Source organism: Frigoribacterium sp. CG_9.8 (assembly GCF_015751965.1).
GTDB lineage: Bacteria > Actinomycetota > Actinomycetes > Actinomycetales > Microbacteriaceae > Lacisediminihabitans.
Genome location: NZ_JADOVH010000001.1, coordinates 964360 through 977997 on the forward strand (window position 1 = coordinate 964360; position 13638 = coordinate 977997).

Annotated in this window: 11 protein-coding genes; 7 read left to right on the top strand and 4 right to left on the bottom strand. The window is 63.1% G+C overall.

Going from position 1 to position 13638, the window contains the following annotated elements:
• Nucleotides 1-55: 55 nt before the first annotated feature.
• Both recO and IWX88_RS04770 read left to right on the top strand, forming a co-directional pair.
• Nucleotides 56-787 carry a DNA repair protein RecO gene (gene recO / locus IWX88_RS04765; RefSeq protein ID WP_196827656.1) on the top strand — a complete coding sequence of 244 codons (732 nt, stop codon included), beginning with the start codon at nucleotides 56-58 and terminating at the stop codon, nucleotides 785-787.
• Nucleotides 784-1584, top strand: coding sequence for an isoprenyl transferase (locus IWX88_RS04770; RefSeq protein ID WP_196827658.1), 801 nt, complete (start codon nucleotides 784-786; stop codon nucleotides 1582-1584). Before recO ends, IWX88_RS04770 begins: the two co-directional genes overlap by 4 nt.
• Before the next feature lie 95 nt (nucleotides 1585-1679).
• Here the strand turns inward: IWX88_RS04770 and IWX88_RS04775 are convergent, their stop codons facing one another.
• Nucleotides 1680-2234, bottom strand: a complete 555-nt coding sequence (locus IWX88_RS04775; RefSeq protein WP_196827660.1) for an AAA family ATPase — start codon at nucleotides 2232-2234, stop codon at nucleotides 1680-1682.
• Nucleotides 2235-2439: 205 nt separating this feature from the next.
• On the opposite strand from IWX88_RS04775, the gene IWX88_RS04780 reads away from it, so the two are divergent.
• Entirely contained in the window at nucleotides 2440-3495 is a 1056-nt protein-coding gene (locus tag IWX88_RS04780) for a Gfo/Idh/MocA family oxidoreductase (protein WP_196827663.1), read from the top strand.
• Here IWX88_RS04780 and IWX88_RS04785 read toward each other — a convergent pair.
• Nucleotides 3492-4442 (bottom strand): LysR family transcriptional regulator, encoded by a 951-nt coding sequence (locus IWX88_RS04785; protein WP_196827665.1) that lies wholly within the window; start codon nucleotides 4440-4442, stop codon nucleotides 3492-3494. The genes IWX88_RS04780 and IWX88_RS04785 overlap by 4 nt on opposite strands.
• Nucleotides 4443-4512: 70 nt before the next feature.
• Here IWX88_RS04785 and IWX88_RS04790 point away from each other — a divergent pair, with 70 nt between their 5' ends.
• Complete coding sequence (locus tag IWX88_RS04790) at nucleotides 4513-5589, top strand: aminotransferase class V-fold PLP-dependent enzyme (RefSeq protein WP_196827667.1); 1077 nt, start codon at nucleotides 4513-4515, stop codon at nucleotides 5587-5589.
• A 58-nt stretch (nucleotides 5590-5647) separates the two neighbouring features.
• On the opposite strand, the gene IWX88_RS04795 is transcribed toward IWX88_RS04790, so the two are convergent.
• Entirely contained in the window at nucleotides 5648-6862 is a 1215-nt protein-coding gene (locus IWX88_RS04795; RefSeq protein ID WP_196827669.1) for an FAD-binding domain-containing protein, read from the bottom strand.
• Between the two features lie 181 nt (nucleotides 6863-7043).
• Between IWX88_RS04795 and IWX88_RS04800 the strand changes: the two genes are divergently transcribed.
• Together IWX88_RS04800 and IWX88_RS04805 are read left to right on the top strand one after the other, a co-directional pair.
• A complete protein-coding gene (locus IWX88_RS04800; protein ID WP_196827671.1) occupies nucleotides 7044-8495 on the top strand; it encodes a glycosyltransferase in 1452 nt (483 codons plus the stop codon).
• Nucleotides 8495-8842 (top strand): hypothetical protein, encoded by a 348-nt coding sequence (locus IWX88_RS04805; RefSeq protein WP_196827673.1) that lies wholly within the window; start codon nucleotides 8495-8497, stop codon nucleotides 8840-8842. The genes IWX88_RS04800 and IWX88_RS04805 overlap by 1 nt, the downstream gene beginning before the upstream one ends.
• Nucleotides 8843-8920: 78 nt before the next feature.
• Here the strand turns inward: IWX88_RS04805 and IWX88_RS04810 are convergent, their stop codons facing one another.
• The gene (locus IWX88_RS04810; protein WP_196827675.1) at nucleotides 8921-11824 is read right to left on the bottom strand and encodes a bifunctional diguanylate cyclase/phosphodiesterase; all 2904 of its coding nucleotides are present in this window, start codon (nucleotides 11822-11824) and stop codon (nucleotides 8921-8923) included.
• 264 nt (nucleotides 11825-12088) lie between these two features.
• Here IWX88_RS04810 and IWX88_RS04815 point away from each other — a divergent pair, with 264 nt between their 5' ends.
• Nucleotides 12089-13579 (top strand): peptide MFS transporter, encoded by a 1491-nt coding sequence (locus tag IWX88_RS04815; RefSeq protein WP_370568169.1) that lies wholly within the window; start codon nucleotides 12089-12091, stop codon nucleotides 13577-13579.
• The last annotated feature ends 59 nt before the right edge of the window (nucleotides 13580-13638 follow it).

The window sequence follows — 13638 nt, forward strand, 5'->3', positions numbered from 1 at the left end:
TCGTACCACGGCACGGCACAGCGCATCCTGTGGTCGTGACGACGATAATTATCAGATGCCCCTGTACCGTGACGAAGCCGTCGTGCTGCGCACCCACAAGCTGGGTGAGGCCGACCGTATCGTCACCATGCTCACGCGCCAGCACGGCAAGGTACGCGCCGTGGCCAAGGGCGTGAGGCGCACGGCGTCCAAGTTCGGGGCACGGCTCGAACCCTTCATGGTCGCCGATGTGCAGCTCTATGAGGGTCGCAGTCTCGACATCATCACCCAGGCCGAATCGGTGGGATCCTATGGCGCCGACATCACCGCCGATTACGGCAGTTACACGGCCGCGAGTGCAATGGTGGAGACGGCCGACAAGCTCACCGAGGGTGAGCCGAGTCTTCAGCAATACCTGTTGCTCGTCGGCGCACTGCGGTCCCTGGCCCGGCGCGAGCACGGGGCGAGCCTCACTCTCGATTCCTATCTGCTGCGTGCCCTGTCGATCGCCGGCTGGTCACCGAGTTTCGACGACTGCTCGGTCACCGGGGCACCGGGCCCACATTCCGCATTCGTTGTGCAGTTGGGTGGCGTCGTGGCGGATGCCGTCGCCCCGCCCGGTGCTCCCCGTCTCGACGCGCAGACCATCCTGCTTCTCTCCTCGCTGCTCACGGGTGAGTGGGAGATAGCCGATGATGCGGATGACCGCACTCGCGCGCAGGCGAGCGGTGTGATCGCCGCCTACACCCAGTTCCACCTCGACCGCGGGTTGCGTTCGCTCGAGCACGTCGACCGGATGCGCTCGTGACGGTTCGTAAGACCCACCGCGACGCCGTCGACTTCGCGGCAGTCGACTGGACCGGCCTTTACCCGCCGAAGCTGCCGAAAAACGCGGTGCCCGAGCACGTCGCCATCGTCATGGACGGCAACGGACGCTGGGCCAATGGCAAAGGTCTCACCCGGGTCGAAGGCCACAAGGCGGGGGAGGCGTCGCTCCTCGATGTCGTGGCCGGCGCCATCCAGATCGGGGTGAAGCACCTCAGTGTCTACGCCTTCTCCACCGAGAACTGGAAGCGCTCGCCCGACGAAGTGCGATTTCTCATGGGCTTCAATCGAGATGTGCTGCACCGTCGGCGCGATCAGCTGAACGACTGGGGCGTGCGGGTGCGCTGGGCGGGGCGGAGGCCCAGGTTGTGGGCGTCCGTCATCGATGAGTTGCTCTTCGCCGAGCAGCTGACGGCCGGTAACTCCGTGCTCACCCTCACGATGTGTGTCAACTACGGCGGGCGCACCGAGATTGCGGATGCTGTGCGTGCGATCGCCGAGGAAGTGGCGAGTGGTCGTCTGAAGCCTTCCGGCATCACCGAGAAGACCATCCAGAAGCGGCTCTACACCCCAGACCTTCCGGATGTCGACCTGTTTGTGCGCAGTTCCGGCGAGCAGCGCACGAGCAATTTCATGCTCTGGCAGAGTGCCTACGCCGAGATGGTGTTTCTCGACACGCTCTGGCCGGATTTCACCCGGGAGCATCTGTGGGAGGCGATCGCGCTCTATGCGCACCGCACCCGTCGCTTCGGTGGCGCGATCGATGCGCCCTCTGTGTAGAGAAGAGCTCTGTGTAGTGAAACCCTCGGAGTAGCCAAGAGCTCGGTGTAGTGAGGCCCTCGGTGTAGCCATTTTTTATTGAATTGCGGCAGAAATCACTGTTCAATGAGTGGGCCGGCGAGCCAGGCGTCGACCTCGCGCTGGCTCCGCAGCCGCACAACCTGCAGGTGCGGATGATCTCGTGCGGTGATCGGCACCGTGCGCCGATAGGTGCGCTGGTGCTTGAGAGCCCAGCGTATGATTCCCTCGCTATTCGTTATGGCATGCCACATGCCCGGCTCCGTGTTGCCGTTCCGTAGCTCGACCCGCGTGCGGCTGCGGATGATCGTGCGGCGCAATACGCGGGAGAGGGCGACAGGGGAGGGCAGGTCGAGCCAGACCAGGGTGTCCGCGCGGGCAGACAGCAGCGGCCGGGCATCCCGATACTGCCACTCGGTGATCCAGGCAGGCGCCTGCGTGAGGAGGTCCACATCGGCGAGAAATTGCGGCCGGGGCATCCAACCGGCGCCGTGAAACAGACCGTCGATTTCTGTATAAGGCAGGTCACGAGCATCCGCGATTCGGCGGGCGAGAGTCGATTTGCCGACCCCGCTCACGCCAGCAACCACCACTCGTGCGGGGGTGCGGAGGGGGTCGCGCCAGGAGAGCATCCGTCAAGTCTGCGCTGCAACCAACCCGAGCGCTGCCACACTTCGAAAATGCAGACTCGCGGATGCCTCCTCCCAGAGCGGGCGTGAACGGTCATTCCGGGTCGGCGCGCCAGCCCGGAATGACCGCATACGCCCGCATTCGCCCGAATGTGGCGGTGCGCGCTAGCAGCGGGCATCGGAGGGGATGAGCCGATATTCTGGGCTCATGAACAACACCGACTCGACCCCCATCCGCACCGGCATCGTCGGCTACGGGCTGTCTGGCCGGGTCTTCCACGCCCCGTTCATCGCAGCGAATCCCCGCTTCTCGCTCGAGGTCGTTGCCACGAGTCATGCCGGACGGCAGTCGGTGGCGCGATCGCAGCATCCGTCAATCGAAACGGTCAACACCCCCGGCGAGCTCATCGAGCGCGGGTTGGATCTCGTGGTGCTCGCCTCTCCCGCTCACGTGCATCTCGAGCAGGGTCTCGCGGCGCTTGCTGCCGGATCCGCTGTCGTGATCGACAAACCGTTCGCCGCGTCCGTGTCGGAGGCCGAGCAGCTCATCGCCGCAGCGGAGTCCGCTGCTCAGCCGCTGATGGTGTTTCAGAACCGTCGTTGGGACGGCGACTTTCTCACCGTGCAGAAGCTCCTGGCCGAAGGTTCTCTTGGAAGGGTTCACCGTTTCGAATCGACATTCGAGCGATGGTCTCCCGAGCTCCACGACCGGTGGCAGGACACCACCACAATCGCACAGGGCGCAGGCATCACCTTCGACCTCGGCAGCCACCTCATCGACCAGGCGTTGCAGCTGTTTGGACCGGCCACGATCGCGGATGCCGAACTCTCGATCCTGAGAAAAGGCGGCGTCAGCGACGACGAGGCCTTCATCTCGCTACTGCACGCCTCGGGGGTGCGGTCGCATCTCACCATGAGCCGCTTCGCCGGGCAGACCGGGCCGCGGTTCAGGGTGCTCGGTGATCGATCCGCCTTCACCATCTATGGTCTGGATAACCAGGAGCCCGCGCTGAACGCGGGCAGCTCCCCAGTCGAAGCGGGATTCGGCGTCGAGTCGCAAGAAAACTGGGGCACCATCGGAATTGCCGGCTCGATGGAGATGCCGTTCACGAAGATTCCGACAGAGCGCGGCACCTACGCAGCGTTCTACCGCGGGGCAGCCGCCGCGATCCGGGATGGCGCATTACCTCCGGTCAACCCGCGAGATGCGCTCGAGACAGTGCGCATCATCGAGCAGGTGCACGCGAGCAGCAGCATCGGCTAAACGGTCACCAGCCCCCAGTCGTCGCCGTGCAGCCCGTGCAGTACGCGGCTGGTCGCGGCAAGGCTCGGTACCCGGCGTGCACCATCGTTGGCAATCAGGTGGATGCTGCGCTCACTGGCCGGCGAGTGGCGACGGATCACCACGCCCGGTGGTACCGCCGCGGCCACCAGGGCGAGTCTCGGCAGCATCGCCACACCGAGGCCGCTTGCGACCATGTTGATCACGGCGCTGGCGTTGTCCGTCTCGAAGGCGATCGCAGGGGCGAAACCGGCCAGCTCGCAGACGGCGAGGAGATGGCCGCGACAGCGGGGGCATCCGGCGATCCATCGTTCGTCCGAGAGTCCGGTGAGGTCAACGACGGGGTGATCTGCCAGGGGATGGCCCGCCGCGAGCACCACGACGGTGTCTTCGGTGAAGAGTGTCTCCGATCCGAGGCCGCTGGCACTGTCGACGTGCGGGTCGGAACGGTCTCCCGGGTAGCTGAACGTGATCGCCAAATCGATACTGCCCTCGCGCAGCATTGCCACGGCCTCCGGGGGCTGTGCCTCCACATAGTTGACTCGCACGCCGGGATGCTCGCTGGCCATCGTCGCGAGCAGGCGCGGCACGATCGTGGAGGAGGCGGTGGGAAACGCTGCCATCCGCACGGTTCCTGTGCGCAGCCCGGCGAGATCGGCGAGGTCACCGGATGCCGCCTCGAGGGCCGAGGTGATCGTCAGTGCGTGACGCGCAAGTACCATGCCCGCTTCGGTGAGGCGAACTGAACGGCCCACCCGGGTTACCAGTGGCACGTTGAGTCGCGCTTCGGCGCGCTGCACATGCTGGCTCACCGCGGGCTGGCTGTAGCCAAGAAGGCGAGCAGCACCGGTGATAGTGCCGGTGTCAGCGATGGCACGCACGATCCGAATCGTCTGCAGATCGAGTGGGGGATCGAAAGTAGACGTCATCACACCATGTTATGGGTTCCATCGAAAGTATGCTCTTGTCGCATGAATAGCTCGGCGTCATGCTGTACTGATGACGACTACTGTTTCGGCGACCCGCTCTGCTCTTTCCCCTGCTCTCCAGCGGGCTCGGGCGAGTTTTCAGCCATCCAGTGGGTTCCTCGCCTGTGCGTCGATCGGTATCCCCACCCGAGAGACGGTCGCTGCACAGAAGGCAGATCTCGACCTGTGGGGGAGCGCCACACGTGACCCCATGGACTACGACGCCATCGTCGAGCGCACACGTCAGTTCTATGCCAAGTTGGTCTCAGTTAGCCCGCACCGCGTTGCGACCGGTTCGCAGACCTCAGTGATCACCAGCCTGGTCGCAGCCGGGGTACCCGACGGGGCTGAGGTGCTGAGTGTGGATGGGGATTTCTCCTCCATCGTCTTTCCCTTCATGCAGCTGCCGGGCATCCGCTTACGCACCGTCGCTTTGGCCGACCTCGCATCGGCAATCTCCGCTGACACGTGGCTCGTAGTGTTCTCCCACATCCAGTCGTCCACCGGAGTTGTGGCAGATGTGTCTTCCATCGTCGCCGCGGCGAAGGCCCACGACGCGTACACCCTGTGCGACACCACGCAGTCTGCGGGGGTTCATCCTGTGGATGCCTCACTCTTCGATGCCACGGTGTGCCACACGTACAAGTGGCTGTGTGCTCCCCGTGGGGTCGCATTCCTCACGCTGAGCGAGCGTTTCCAGGCCAAGCTGCGGCCACTGCACGCGGGGTGGTACGCGGGAGATAAGGTCTGGCAGTCCTGCTACGGACCGAACATGGCGCTCGCGACTGACGCCCGAGCATTCGACGTCTCGCCGGCGTGGCCGGCCTGGGTTGGTGCGGAACCGGCCATCCGCATGTTCTCCGAACTCGACATCGCAGAGGTCTGGGCCTACGCCAGCGGTCTCGGCGACCAGCTGTGTGACGGGCTCGGCATCCCACAGCAGCATCAGGCGATTGTGACCTGGGCGGATCCGGATTCGACCGACCTGCTCCGGCTCGTCGCGGCCGGCATCAAGGCATCGGGCCGGGCCGGTCGTCTTCGTGCCGCGTTCCATCTCTGGAATGACGAAGCGGATGTCGCAGCCGTGATTGCCGCACTGCGCCCCTGACGTCGTGCTGATCTAGAGCGCCGGGATTGCACTGTCACAACGCGCCAAAGCCGCGCAATCAACTCGATTTCGGTTGCGTCAGCTTCTGGCGCCACGCCGAGAAGCTTTTGACCGAACCGGCATGAGGCTCGGCCAGCCATGGCCACGGATGCATTTGCGCGGCGGTTGTGGCGTACTTCGCAAAGCTCGGCACCGGAGCCCAGGTGATCGCGGCGTCGAGACCCGGGGTGATCTTCCGGGGGTCTCCGAGATGCACGATCACTTCGCGCCGCTCGGCTAGGTCTTGGAGCGTCTCCACGAAGAACACCAGTCTTTTGCTCGAGAGCTTGAGCTTCTGCAGCGCAGGTTCATCGAAGACGAAGATGACCGGGAGCTGCGGATGAGCCACGAGCGCCGGATCATCATCGCCGAGGGATTCGACTGTGAGCACCACTGAGCGGGGTGTGGATCGATCAACCACCGTGGCCGGACCTCGCGTTCTCGCCAGATCGTCATCCCGCATGAGCCGTGGATCAGGTTCGGCAACCGGACGCGGATCGCTATCCTCGGGAAAATTTTGGATCGGGCATTTGCAATTCAGCGGGCATGCCATACACAGTTTGGGTGCTCGTTTCTCCACCTGCCACCGCGCAAAACCATAGGGTTTGCCGGAACCTGCGCCGACGGTCCACTGCCACCCGAGAAGGTTGGCAGCGCGCGAGCCGTCGAGCAGGTGCTGATGGAAATACTCCTGTCCGGCGACCCATCCTGCTCCGGATCGCACGGTGTACTGCGAGGCGAGCCACATGCGAGTCTGATTCACCAGCCAACCGTCCGTTTCCAAAGACGAGATTGCCCAGTTCACACAGGCCATCTCGCGCGGCCACGCCTCCGGCGTGAAATCTCCGGACCATGGCACCTCGAACCGCAGATTGTCGTGTAGGGACATTCCCACCCGTGCATATAAATGCCGGCTGTACTCCTGCCACAGCAATTCGTCACGAAATTTTGAGACATCCGCCGACGGACCGACCGCTGCCTTCCAGACCTCCCGCAGTGGAAGCAACCCGTGTCGGATGTAAGGCGATAGCCGGGAAGCCCCGCGAGCAGATTGCGGAAGCACCTGATTGCGCTTCGCCGCGTACCCGGTCACATCGAACGCGTTGAGTGCAGCATTCGCCGCCATTTGCCCACCGCGGATATCCGGACTCGCGCTGATCCGATCGCTCACGAGATGCGACAGGTGACGTTCGACAACGGCTTCGGGAGCAACGCCGTCCAGAGAGATGATCATGCGCCGACTCTAAGCCGGGCACATGGAGGAAAACCCTGTGTTTCGCGCACGCGTGGACCGCACTGGTGCCCCGACCGGGTGTGTTCGGTGGCGAGGTGCTCAACGGGTTGACCTATTGAGGGAGTCGCGTAGTCTTCCCCCAGCCTGTGTGCCTATTGTGTATTTACATAGGAAGGTTGTCATGTTCGGTCGTGCCGTTGGGTTGCTTGTGGCTGCAGTTGTTACGGGGGGCGCCACCCTCCTCTGGGTCGCCGTCAGCATCGATATGCCCAGGGCCAGAGGCGCGCTGAGCGAGGGGAAGCTCGGCCAGGGCGAATTTCTCTACTCATCTGATGTGCCCGCTCCCCACGTAATCCTGGCGGCAATCGCCCTGGCAGTGTTCTTCGCTGCGGGTCTCAACCTGCTGGAGTGGCGCGTGACCAACATGTTACGTCGGTCGTCAAACGGCGCACGCACTTCGCTCGCTCCCAAGCTGATAATGGCGGCAACGCGCGGCGTCTTTGCTGGCCCCGTGTCGTTCACTGTTCTGATCCCCGCGTATAACGAGGAGGCGTCGCTATCGGCCACCCTCACCTCGCTCCTGTCTCAGTCACACCGACCGGAGCGGGTAATCGTAATTGCTGACAATTGCACCGACGGCACTGCGGCCATCGCCCGCGGCTTCGGCCTCGAGGTCTACGAGACGCGGGGTAATACGCAGAAGAAGGCGGGAGCTCTGAATCAGGTGCTGTCGACTCTGCTTCCCAGTCAAGGCGACAACGACATCATCATGGTGCTCGACGCCGACACGATACTCGGGTCAGGCTTTCTTGAGAGCGGGGCCGCGCGCTTCGAAGCCGACCGGGCACTGATGGCGATCGGGGGGTTGTTCCACGGTAAACCCGGCGCTGGACTGCTCGGTCAGATGCAGCGCAACGAATACACCCGCTACTCTTCACAGGTGAACCGCCGCCGCGGCAAAGTCTTCGTGCTCACCGGGACAGCATCGATGTTCCGATCCAGAGCGCTGCGCGAAGTAGCGCGCAATCGCAGCACCGTCATCCCTGGTACGCGGGAAGACGTCTATGACACTCACGCTTTGACCGAAGACAATGAACTCACTCTTGCGCTGAAAACGCTCGGCGCGGTCATCACCTCCCCGGCTTCGTGCACCGTTGTCACCGAGGTGATGCCCAGTCTGCGCTCCCTGTGGGTGCAGCGCCTGCGCTGGCAGCGGGGGGCCCTCGAAAACATCGGTGCTTATGGTATTCGGCGGCCGACTTTGCGGTATTGGGCCCAGCAGCTCGGGATCGGCTACAGCGTCATCGCCCTGACGTCGTTTCTTTCCCTCATCGTGATCACCCTGCTTTCCGTGGACCTATGGATCTGGTTTCCGTTTTGGCTTGGACTCGGCACTGCGTTCACGATAGAACGAGTGGTGTCGGCATGGAACGGTGGTTGGCCCGCACGACTGCTGGCCGTGACCGTGGTGCCGGAGTTGGTTTTCGACATGTTCCTGAATCTCGTCTATCTCAAGGGGATTTTCGACATCACCCGCGGCCGCCAGGGCGCTTGGGGCCCCGGTGTCGACGCCAATCCTGTCGTCGTCGGCGGCGAGCAATCCGACCAGACTCAGCTGTCGGGTGCAAGCTGATGGGGTTGCCAGCGGGGATCCTGTTTCCCGAGTCGATATTGCAGTCCCCATTGATCACAGTGCTCGCTGCCTTTGTAGCGGTGAACACCGTCATCTACGCGACACTCGCGATCGCGAAACTCTTCCCGATCGTGCGCTGGGGTGACTTTTTTCCCGGCCGCCGGCGCCGCTCCGAGACCCGCAGTATCTTCCCAGAGTCGAAGCAACTGGACGGTGGCCGAGAGCCGAAAGGAGCTCATGTGGGTGCCGTCAGCGACCGTCTTGCTGGCGCCGCGCGACAGGCACGGGTACGCCGATCCAAGCGCGGCGCAGCACCGCCGAACCCCCACGGTATCCGCGGAATCTAACTCGCCGGCCAGCGGTGCGCGCGGCCACCCACTGTGAACGCCGGCAACGACAGCGGCCGTCACCCGAGAGCGTGCGGCTCAGTGGGGAGCGGAAGGAGCAAGGAAATCCCCGAAGGGCACGACTGGCTCCGGATCGGCAGAAGGCGCAGAGAACAGGTGGCCTTGCCCGAAGCGGCACCCCATTTCGAGCAAAAGCTCTAATTGTGCCGGTGTTTCTATGCCCTCTGCGACAACCTGCAGCTTTAACAAGTCGGCCATCTGGATGATGCCTTCCACGATCGCTCGATCGCGCGCGGAGAATTCGATATCGCGCACGAAGGTGCTGTCAATCTTCACCAGATCGACATCAAAGGTCCGCAGGTGGGAGATCGACGAGTAGCCTGTGCCGAAATCATCGATAGCGAGGCGCACACCGAGGTCTCGCAGCTCATTAAATGTCCTGGCGGCAGAGTCTGCCGCTTCGATCATCGCACTCTCAGTGAGCTCCAACCAGAGTCGGTCCGGGGACAGGCCGGAACCACTGAGCGCTCGCGTGACCACCGTGAAAAAGTCGTCTCGCACGAACTGCAGTCCAGACACGTTAACGCTGACAGCTATCCCGCTGTCCAACGCGGTGGTGGCTCGGCACGCCTGGTCGAGTACCGCGCGCCCGATTTGTTTTATCAAGCCCACCTCTTCGGCAATCGCGATGAAGTCACCCGGCAACACCAGCCCGTGCTCGGGCCGGCGCCACCGAGCGAGAGCTTCGGTAGCCACGACCTTTCGTTTGCGCAGATCCACTACGGGTTGGTACCAGGTCTCGATCTGACCCCGGTCGACTGCACTGCGCAGGGCGATCTCGGTATCCAGTTTTCGGGCGTGTCGGTCGCGCAGATCGTCATCGAAAACTTCGTAACGAGCTCGACCGCGGTCCTTCGCCAGGTACATCGCCTGGTCTGCGTCGCGCAATATGGTTTCGGGTTCGTCGTTGCCGATGCTGAAGGCGATCCCGATGCTGGCGTCGACGAATGCAACGTACTCATTGATCCGGATTGGTAGGGCGATCGACTTCTGGAGGGCATCCGCGAGTCGGGTGATGTCCCCACTGTTCGCGATATCGGGGCAGATGACAACGAATTCGTCTCCACCGATACGAGCCACCGTGTCTGACGTCCGAACCCCGTTGCGGAGCCTCGTCGCGACTTCGGTGAGGACTGCGTCGCCGGAGTGGTGCCCGACGCTGTCATTGACTACCTTGAACCGATCCAGATCGATGAAGAGCACTCCAACTCCCCGACGGTTACGCGTCGCTTGGAGGAGCGCCTGCGCCAGTCTGTCCATCAACAGCAGCCGGTTGGGCAGGTTCGTAAGCGGATCGTGAAAGGCGAGATGCTCAACCCGGGCCTCGGCCAGCCGCCGTTCCGTGACCTCCTCCAGCTGGTAGAGCAGAGCTCCCACATGCGTGCCCTCTTTGATTTCGGCAATGCTCACCGTCACCCAGATCTCTTCGGAATCACTGCGGCGCACCTGTCGATCCGCATGAAGTGGGGAGCGTTCGTGTGGCCTTGTTGGCGCGTTATCCGCGCCGGCGGGCTGGAGCGGCATGAAAACCGACTCGATCGACTCGTCCAACACCCCGGTCGACCGGCCGGTCAGATTCAACAGTCGCTGGTTGGCTTCGAGCACCAATCCGTCGAGCGACACTATGGCTGTGCCGAAAGGGGACCAGACAAAGGCCGCCTCAAACCGTGCCTGGGCGGCCGTCGCTGATGCTTCCGCGTCACGAAGTGCGGTGATATCCGTGACGCTCGCCACATGTCCGATCACGGCGCCTTCCTCCTTGATAGGCGTGGTGGCGACCTGTGCCCAGTGGATCTGCCCGTCTGGTGTGCGAAAACGCAGCGTACCTGCGTAAGCGGTGCCGCCGGCGACGATTTTTCCCCACCTGGCGCTCACCCGGCCCACATCGTCGGGGTGCAGCGCCGACATCCACCCGTCGTTCACGGACTCCTCCAGAGTCAGTCCGCTCACGCTGAGCCACTGGTCATTGGCAGTGAGCAGCCCTCCCGCACTATCCAGCTCCAGGATTCCCACCGGCGCAAGCCGCACGATCGCCTGGAGTGCGTCGGCCGACCCTGCCAGTTCCCGGGTTCGAACCGCGACCGTGGCCTCGAGCGCGCAGTTTGTCTCCGCCAGGCTGTTCAGCGCACCATCCCTCCGCCGGTCAAGTTCACGAAGCCTCCGGGCAGCTATCCAGGTGACGGTGCAGCCGAGGATAGTCGTGCCCCACACGAGCAGCGCAATGGCGAAAGCAGTGTCGAATCGATCCATACGCAGTGCCAACAGACTGAGCCAGCCGAGGGCGAACGGAACGACAATGAAGAACGGTATCGCCGGGCGGAGCAGTCTCCCTCCGCTGCCGGTATCCCGCGACAATACGACCAAACCGGTGCAGGGATACTGCAGCAGTGTCGCCCCGGACAGCACGCCGATTGCGACGGCCGTGAGCAGGGACATGCTGGTGTACCCGCCGACCGCGGACAGCGATGACGCCTCATAGGCGTAGCCGATAATCGCGATTTGACTGATGCAGAGGGTGACGACGGCGAGGGCGAGTGTCAGTGTGCTTCGGGCAAGATTACGGAGCAGCACTGAGCCGCCCAGCAGACAGAGGCAGAAGGCAGTCGATGGTGCCATGCGCGCACCACTTGCACTCAGCATGATCCCCGGCAGTACGGTGTCCATGCCAAGCGACCGATTCAGAATATTCTCGGCAAGCGATAGGCCGCCGATGATCAGTACGAGCGCACCCAGCACTGTTGTTAGACGCCGACGGTGGAATGCGACCAGTGCAATCGAGAGAAGCACTATGGCCAGCGCCGTCGTCGGTTTCATCGCCACAAGCCTGGAGGTCAGCACTGTGCTTGCGGTGTACCACCCGAACAGAATCGCAAGTGCGGAGGCGCCGACCATGGCAGCCGCAACGCGCCCGACTAGCTGCATCCTGTTTCTCCATATCCAACGGGGGCGAAGGTGCCAGCCAACGCTCTAAGAATACGAGAAGGCTTTGCGTGGGGGCCACAGTACGAACCAAGATCGGCAGCACCGTCACAGGCCAGTGCCCGCTCGAGCCACCTATCGCGCGCGGGTAGCCGCGGTGCCTCGCCGGCGAATGTCGGGCTGATTGCGCTTCGATCGCCGGGCGGATGCTGGCGAGTGCGTTGCACTCAGATTGCGCTTTGCGAACGGCGGTGATTCCATAAGATTGTGAGTTCTTTAGACAAGGGCGGGCAAAAGGACGCCGTGGCCGCCGGCGATACCACGCAGGATTCTGGATTCTTCGGACAGCCTCGACCGCTTGCAACGCTTTTTGGAGTGGAGACCTGGGAGCGATTCTCGTTCTACGGGATGCAGGGCATCCTGCTCATCTACCTGTACTACTCGGCGGCCCGCGGGGGCCTCGGCCTCGACCAGACCACCGCGGCCGCAATCGTCGGTGCGTACGGTGGTGGCGTCTACCTTGCGACAGTGCTCGGCGCATGGGTCGCCGATCGCATGTTGAGCAGCGAACGAACGCTCTTCATCAGCGCCGTTGTGGTGATGTGTGGCCACATCGCGCTTGCCCTGATCCCCGGATTTGCCGGTGTCGGCTTCGGTCTCGTGCTCATAGCGCTCGGCAGCGGTGGGCTGAAGGCGACGGCAACATCCATCGTCGGAACGCTCTATTCGCCCGACGACACCCGGCGCGATGCCGGATTCTCGCTGTACTACCTCGGCGTCAACCTCGGTGCCTTTTTCGGTCCGTTGCTCACGGGGCTGCTGCAGTCGACTGTCGGATTCCATATCGGATTCGGCCTCGCGGCAGTGGGTATGGCCGCCGGGCTTGTGCAGTATTCGTTCGGACGCACGCGGCTTCCGGATGCTGCGCGGCAACTGCCGAACCCATTGCCCAGGCAGCGCTATCCGCTCGTCATCGCGGTGGCAGTCGCCGGGATTGCGGCCATCGCTATCCTGGTGCTCAGCGGCCTGATCAACGCGGGAAACCTCGCTGTTATCGTGATCGTGATCACGGCGCTGGCCGCGATCGCCTATTTCATCGTGATTCTCTCGAGTGCGGCGATCACCGCCGACGAGCGAAGTCGGGTTTATGCCTTCATCCCGCTGTTCCTCGCGAGCGCGGCCTTCTGGTCGATCTACCAGCAGCAGTTCACCGTGCTCACGATTTACAGCGACCAGCGTCTCAACCGTCAGATCTTCGGCTGGGAATTTCCCGTCTCATGGGTACAGTCGATCAACCCGATCTTCATCATCATCCTCTCCGGGGTGTTCGCCGTGCTCTGGACGAAGCTCGGGCGGCGACAGCCATCCACTCCGGTCAAATTCGGCCTTGGCACACTCGGTGTCGGTGTCGGATTCCTGCTGTTCCTGCCGTTCCTCGGAACCGGTCGAAATGGAACCCCGGTGCTCGCCCTCGTGCTCATCCTGTTCGTCTTCACCATCGCTGAATTGCTGCTGTCACCCATCGGGCTCTCGGTGTCGACCAAACTTGCGCCGGAGAGGTTTAGAACGCAGATGGTTGCCCTGTTCTTTTTGTCGGTGGCGATTGGATCGGCAGCCTCCGGCCAGCTCGCCGCACTGTACGACCCGACGAACGAGGGTCCGTACTTCGGGATTCTGGGTGCCATCGCCATCGCGATTGGTGTTGTGCTTATCCTCATCAGCCGCCCGGTACTGAAACTGATGCGCGGTGTCAGCTAGGCGCTGTGTCAGCTAGGCGCTGTGTGAGCTAGGCGCTGTCGGTCAGCGGGTTGGGTGTG

Bases quoted from the DNA above. Each gene is read 5' to 3' on its own strand.
- IWX88_RS04810 (WP_196827675.1), bottom strand. From the start codon at position 11,824: ATGCAGCTAGTCGGGCGCGTTGCGGCTGCCATGGTCGGCGCCTCCGCA.
- IWX88_RS04805 (WP_196827673.1), top strand. From the start codon at position 8,495: ATGGGGTTGCCAGCGGGGATCCTGTTTCCCGAGTCGATATTGCAGTCC.
- recO (WP_196827656.1), top strand. From the start codon at position 56: ATGCCCCTGTACCGTGACGAAGCCGTCGTGCTGCGCACCCACAAGCTG.
- IWX88_RS04795 (WP_196827669.1), bottom strand. From the start codon at position 6,862: ATGATCATCTCTCTGGACGGCGTTGCTCCCGAAGCCGTTGTCGAACGT.
- IWX88_RS04785 (WP_196827665.1), bottom strand. From the start codon at position 4,442: ATGACGTCTACTTTCGATCCCCCACTCGATCTGCAGACGATTCGGATC.
- IWX88_RS04800 (WP_196827671.1), top strand. From the start codon at position 7,044: ATGTTCGGTCGTGCCGTTGGGTTGCTTGTGGCTGCAGTTGTTACGGGG.
- IWX88_RS04790 (WP_196827667.1), top strand. From the start codon at position 4,513: ATGACGACTACTGTTTCGGCGACCCGCTCTGCTCTTTCCCCTGCTCTC.
- IWX88_RS04775 (WP_196827660.1), bottom strand. From the start codon at position 2,234: ATGCTCTCCTGGCGCGACCCCCTCCGCACCCCCGCACGAGTGGTGGTT.
- IWX88_RS04780 (WP_196827663.1), top strand. From the start codon at position 2,440: ATGAACAACACCGACTCGACCCCCATCCGCACCGGCATCGTCGGCTAC.